Source organism: Paraburkholderia sp., from assembly GCF_034668105.1.
In the GTDB taxonomy this organism is placed as follows: Bacteria; Pseudomonadota; Gammaproteobacteria; order Burkholderiales; family Burkholderiaceae; genus Paraburkholderia.
This window is the reverse complement of sequence record NZ_JAXDPY010000169.1, coordinates 1-3,652: the sequence shown is the minus strand read 5'-3', so window position 1 is coordinate 3,652 and position 3,652 is coordinate 1. Positions and strand designations below refer to the sequence as shown.

Here is a 3,652-nt window from a genome sequence, read left to right as displayed (position 1 = left end):
GGTGTGAGCGCGGGACCGCCCAGCAGATTCGCGGCAATCCGGAGCCGTACATCGCCTAGCCCCGAACGCCAGGCCTGACCAGGCACGCCTGCTACATTCCCCGTCAGGTTCGCATTGGCAAAAGGCCGGTTCGGCCGGAATGCCGCTCCGGGATGTCGGCGTCTCGTCCTGGGTACTATCGACGCTTCCCTCGCGCTCACAGATCCATGCAAAGGCCCATTGTTGGGCAACCTCGATCGCCTCGAACTCCGTGTCGAAATAGGCAAGATCCCGCTCTATGTGCATCTCACCTTCAACTTCATCGTCAGCCGGAACGCGGACCAGTCGCGTGCGTCCTTCGCGGGTCAAAGTTCGTGGCGGTCTGCCGCGAAGCGCCCGCGGTGGGATGTTTACCCATACCAGCGTCTCCTGTCTTTGCAGCATCATCCGGAGGGGCGTGGACTGTGTCGGGTGGTGCGCCGCGCAGGCGCTTTGGTGATTGATCGGGCCGCGTCGCGTCAGTCAGCAGACCCGTACAACCGGTGTTCTTCACAAAGCCCATGACCATTCAACAAGGCATCATAGCGTTACTATGCGTAGATTGCGGGGGTGATCCGGTGGTGTGTCGAGCAGTTTGCAGGGCCACAAAGCGATATGCAGAATTTTCTTCTGGAGAGCGATATGAACGGGTTCTACGTAGCAGCGCCGGCCATCGCGGCATGTATCGTCATGTATTCCATTTCACCCACTAGCGTGCGAGCCCAAACGGGTGCCGCGGCGACGAAGCAGATGCAGGACACGCAGCGGGCAGCGCAGAAAAAGGCGCGCGAAGCAAAGAGCGATACGCGTGATCAGATGAAAAAGGAAAACGAAGCGCCGCCTACGCCGCCTGCGCCGGCGTCTGGTGAGCACTGAGCACGTTACTATCGGGAGATCTGCTTCTTCTTCTTATTCGGCAAGCCTGGAATCGAAATCAGGTTCAATGCAATGACCGCGATCGAGACGCCGACAAAAATGGCGAGCGTCCCGTAGCGGAATTCAATGGTGCGGTCATAGATCAGTCCGGTAATGGCGAAATAGAGACCACCGAGCCAGATAGCGACACCCACTAATGCAATCGCAACCCGCCTTTCCGATTTCTTCATCCGGACCTCCAGTATTTACGACGGTCCCGCAAATCAATATTAGTATGCTGTTGCGGCGGATTCAACCGGTACAACGCTCCAGGGTGGCCAGAACGCAAGCCGACTCCGGCTTCAATTACATCGGTATCACGATCGTAGCGCGTGACGATGCGATTCCACGTCACGCGTGTCAACCAGCGCTTGCCGAGCTGATAACTGGCCGATACCGAGACGACGCCCCAAGATGCGACCGTCGCCGGTTCGGTCTTGCGGCAGGTCATCGTTCTGAGTGGTCGCGACTGGCGTCCCATGAATAAGAGTTCGCTCCGCTAGTGACAAGAGGGCCGGCGAGCAAAGAGAATTCTTGCGCCCGCGGATGACAAAACAATGAGTCGGCCGCAGATTAGGAGGCGCAAATCAAAAGCGTTTCCTTCGCGGGGCTGCTTCTGTTTCGCACCATTGCACGGAGAGTGAATTGTTCTTTCATTGCTCGCTCCGGTTGAGCCACGATTAATCCCGCAGAGATCGTGGGGCTGCATCTGGCAACGGACCTTACTCCCACCAGCATGCTCGTTGGGGTGTCGATTGTTGCACACGGTCATCACGGGTCCGACTCACTTAAAGTGGTCCCTCAAGACCACCGCAGTGACCCTCCGGTTCTTCCAGAAGAGGTTATGGACGCGGGGCTGCAATTTGCCCAAAGTTTCCGGATTGAGCGAATGGAAGGTCAGCGCTACCGCGGGCCGCGATCCATCTCCGGGGACGTGCTCGATCTCATCGTACGGAGGGAATCCGTACCTCACCAAAAATTCCTGGATCTCGTCGTCGGAGGTACCAGGTTCAACGTTCCCCAACATCAAATGCACCATTTTTCGCTCCTGTCATTTACAAATGCGCGCCGTATCTCGACGTTCAGGTCTGCCTCCTTATCTCGCTCCATTGGATATGCATTTGTAGCGTTAGCCACTCGCCTCGCTGGCGTAATACCTGGCAACCGCATGGTCCATGTTGAAGAACATCCTGTCCTGCCCAAGCGTCTCTCCCAAGGGAGAGCGCCGGACCATCGCAAGTACGCCGGGATTCAAGCCGACGAGCCAGACCGTGATCCCCTCATCCTCACGCAACTTCTTCTCCGCTTCTGTCAGCATCTTCAATGCGGTGAACTCGAAATCAAATACTCCCGCGAGATCGAGTGCCACAACCTTCGGCTTCGCCGCGGTAACCGGCAGTCTCAACTTCTGGCCGATGCGCTGCGCATTGGCAAAGAATATCCGCCCCTCCGGCCTCAGCATCAGCATGCCGGGGAAGGTTTCATCCTCGGGGTGCTCGCTCGACTGGGGGCGGAACACATTCGTGCCGGGCTTCCTGCCCAGGATATAAACCGGCGGATCTGACACCTGGTGAGCGAGTGCCACCATCGACACAATGATGGCGACGACAATCCCTTCGAGCGTACCGACCAGCACCACGCCGACCAGCGCGACCAGCGCCCAGACGAACTCCATGCGCCGCACTTTCAGGATTTCCCGAAACTCCACTGGCTTGATCAGCCCGACCGAGTACACGATCACCACGGCGGCCAGTGTGGCTTCCGGCATCAACCCGATGAGAGGCGCCAGCAACAACATCGTGCCGAGCGCGGCTAACGAGGTGATGAGTCCGGACAGTTGGGACCGTGCGCCCGACAGGCGGTTCACGGCGGTTTGCGTAGTTCCTCCGCCAGCCGCCATGGCCCCGAAAAATGCACCACCGAGGTTCGCCAGCCCCGTCGCCAGCAACTCCTGGTTTGGCTGTGGCGTCGGCTCGCCACTTTTCGCGAACGCCCGTCCGGCCGCGACCGTCGGGGCATCCAGCCTCCTCCCACAATCGGTAGGCTAGCGAACGAAGTTCCTCTTCCGTCATTTGCTATCGATGGACAGCAGCAGCGATGGCGTGCGGGCCGCGCCTGTTCCGCTCAGACAGATCTCCGCTTGTCGACTACCCCAAGCACAGGCGCACCCGAATGACGGTGAACGCGGAACGCGGCTTGCGTCTATGTTGGCCACATACCTTCAGGAGTCCACCATGGCAAACCAGCTGACAGAGCAGCGCGTTCCGGACGACAAGTCCGAAAAAACCGTCGACGACGCCATCGAAGACACGTTTCCGGCAAGTGACCCGCCGTCGACCGGAGGCGTGACTCGAATCGGGTCGGACGACGAAGCTACTCACCACACGACGGGTGAGCAGAGCGACGTTCCCGGCACTGAGCCGGACGAGGACATTCCAGACGAAGAAACGCCTGCCGAACCTTCTCCTGGCGACGTACCGCCGGACGAGGCAGCGCCTCAAGGGGATTCACTTAAATGAGAGCAGTAGGGGCCCTACCCACTTGAGGTATCTTTCCAGCAAGGGCTGCGGTGCCTCGGTATAGAGGCACCGCGGTTATCATGTGCGCGCCGCGCTCGAGTGGTATGCCTGGCGGAGTCGAATGACTGGCTGCTCGAACAGGAGCATCTGGTTGGTGAAACTTCTTCTGGCGGCCCGGTAGGTTTAGCGTGAGAGGTTGT

General features: G+C 59.1%; 4 protein-coding genes and 1 pseudogene. 2 read left to right on the top strand and 3 right to left on the bottom strand.

Annotation, left to right across the window (positions count from 1 at the left end; translation table 11 throughout):
* Positions 1-660 precede the first annotated feature (660 nt).
* Positions 661-894 carry a hypothetical protein gene (locus QOC89_RS08010; RefSeq protein WP_323044533.1) on the top strand — a complete coding sequence of 78 codons (234 nt, stop codon included), beginning with the start codon at positions 661-663 and terminating at the stop codon, positions 892-894.
* A gap of 8 nt (positions 895-902) precedes the next feature.
* Here QOC89_RS08010 and QOC89_RS08005 read toward each other — a convergent pair whose 3' ends face one another.
* The 3 genes and pseudogenes from QOC89_RS08005 to QOC89_RS07995 form a co-directional block, all read right to left on the bottom strand.
* Positions 903-1,124 carry a DUF2964 family protein gene (locus QOC89_RS08005; RefSeq protein ID WP_323044532.1) on the bottom strand — a complete coding sequence of 74 codons (222 nt, stop codon included), beginning with the start codon at positions 1,122-1,124 and terminating at the stop codon, positions 903-905.
* A 593-nt stretch (positions 1,125-1,717) separates the two neighbouring features.
* A complete protein-coding gene (locus QOC89_RS08000; protein ID WP_323044531.1) occupies positions 1,718-1,972 on the bottom strand; it encodes an RNA-binding protein in 255 nt (84 codons plus the stop codon).
* 90 nt (positions 1,973-2,062) lie between these two features.
* Positions 2,063-2,944, bottom strand: a pseudogene (locus QOC89_RS07995) (SulP family inorganic anion transporter); the annotation flags it as partial.
* A gap of 223 nt (positions 2,945-3,167) precedes the next feature.
* Between QOC89_RS07995 and QOC89_RS07990 the strand changes: the two are divergent.
* Positions 3,168-3,452 (top strand): hypothetical protein, encoded by a 285-nt coding sequence (locus QOC89_RS07990; RefSeq protein ID WP_323044530.1) that lies wholly within the window; start codon positions 3,168-3,170, stop codon positions 3,450-3,452.
* Positions 3,453-3,652: the final 200 nt, after the last annotated feature.

What these genes read in the sequence shown, in the direction of transcription:
- QOC89_RS07990 (WP_323044530.1), top strand. Translation starts at nt 3,168, where the DNA reads ATGGCAAACCAGCTGACAGAGCAGCGCGTTCCGGACGACAAGTCCGAA.
- QOC89_RS08000 (WP_323044531.1), bottom strand. Translation starts at nt 1,972, where the DNA reads ATGGTGCATTTGATGTTGGGGAACGTTGAACCTGGTACCTCCGACGAC.
- QOC89_RS08005 (WP_323044532.1), bottom strand. Translation starts at nt 1,124, where the DNA reads ATGAAGAAATCGGAAAGGCGGGTTGCGATTGCATTAGTGGGTGTCGCT.
- QOC89_RS08010 (WP_323044533.1), top strand. Translation starts at nt 661, where the DNA reads ATGAACGGGTTCTACGTAGCAGCGCCGGCCATCGCGGCATGTATCGTC.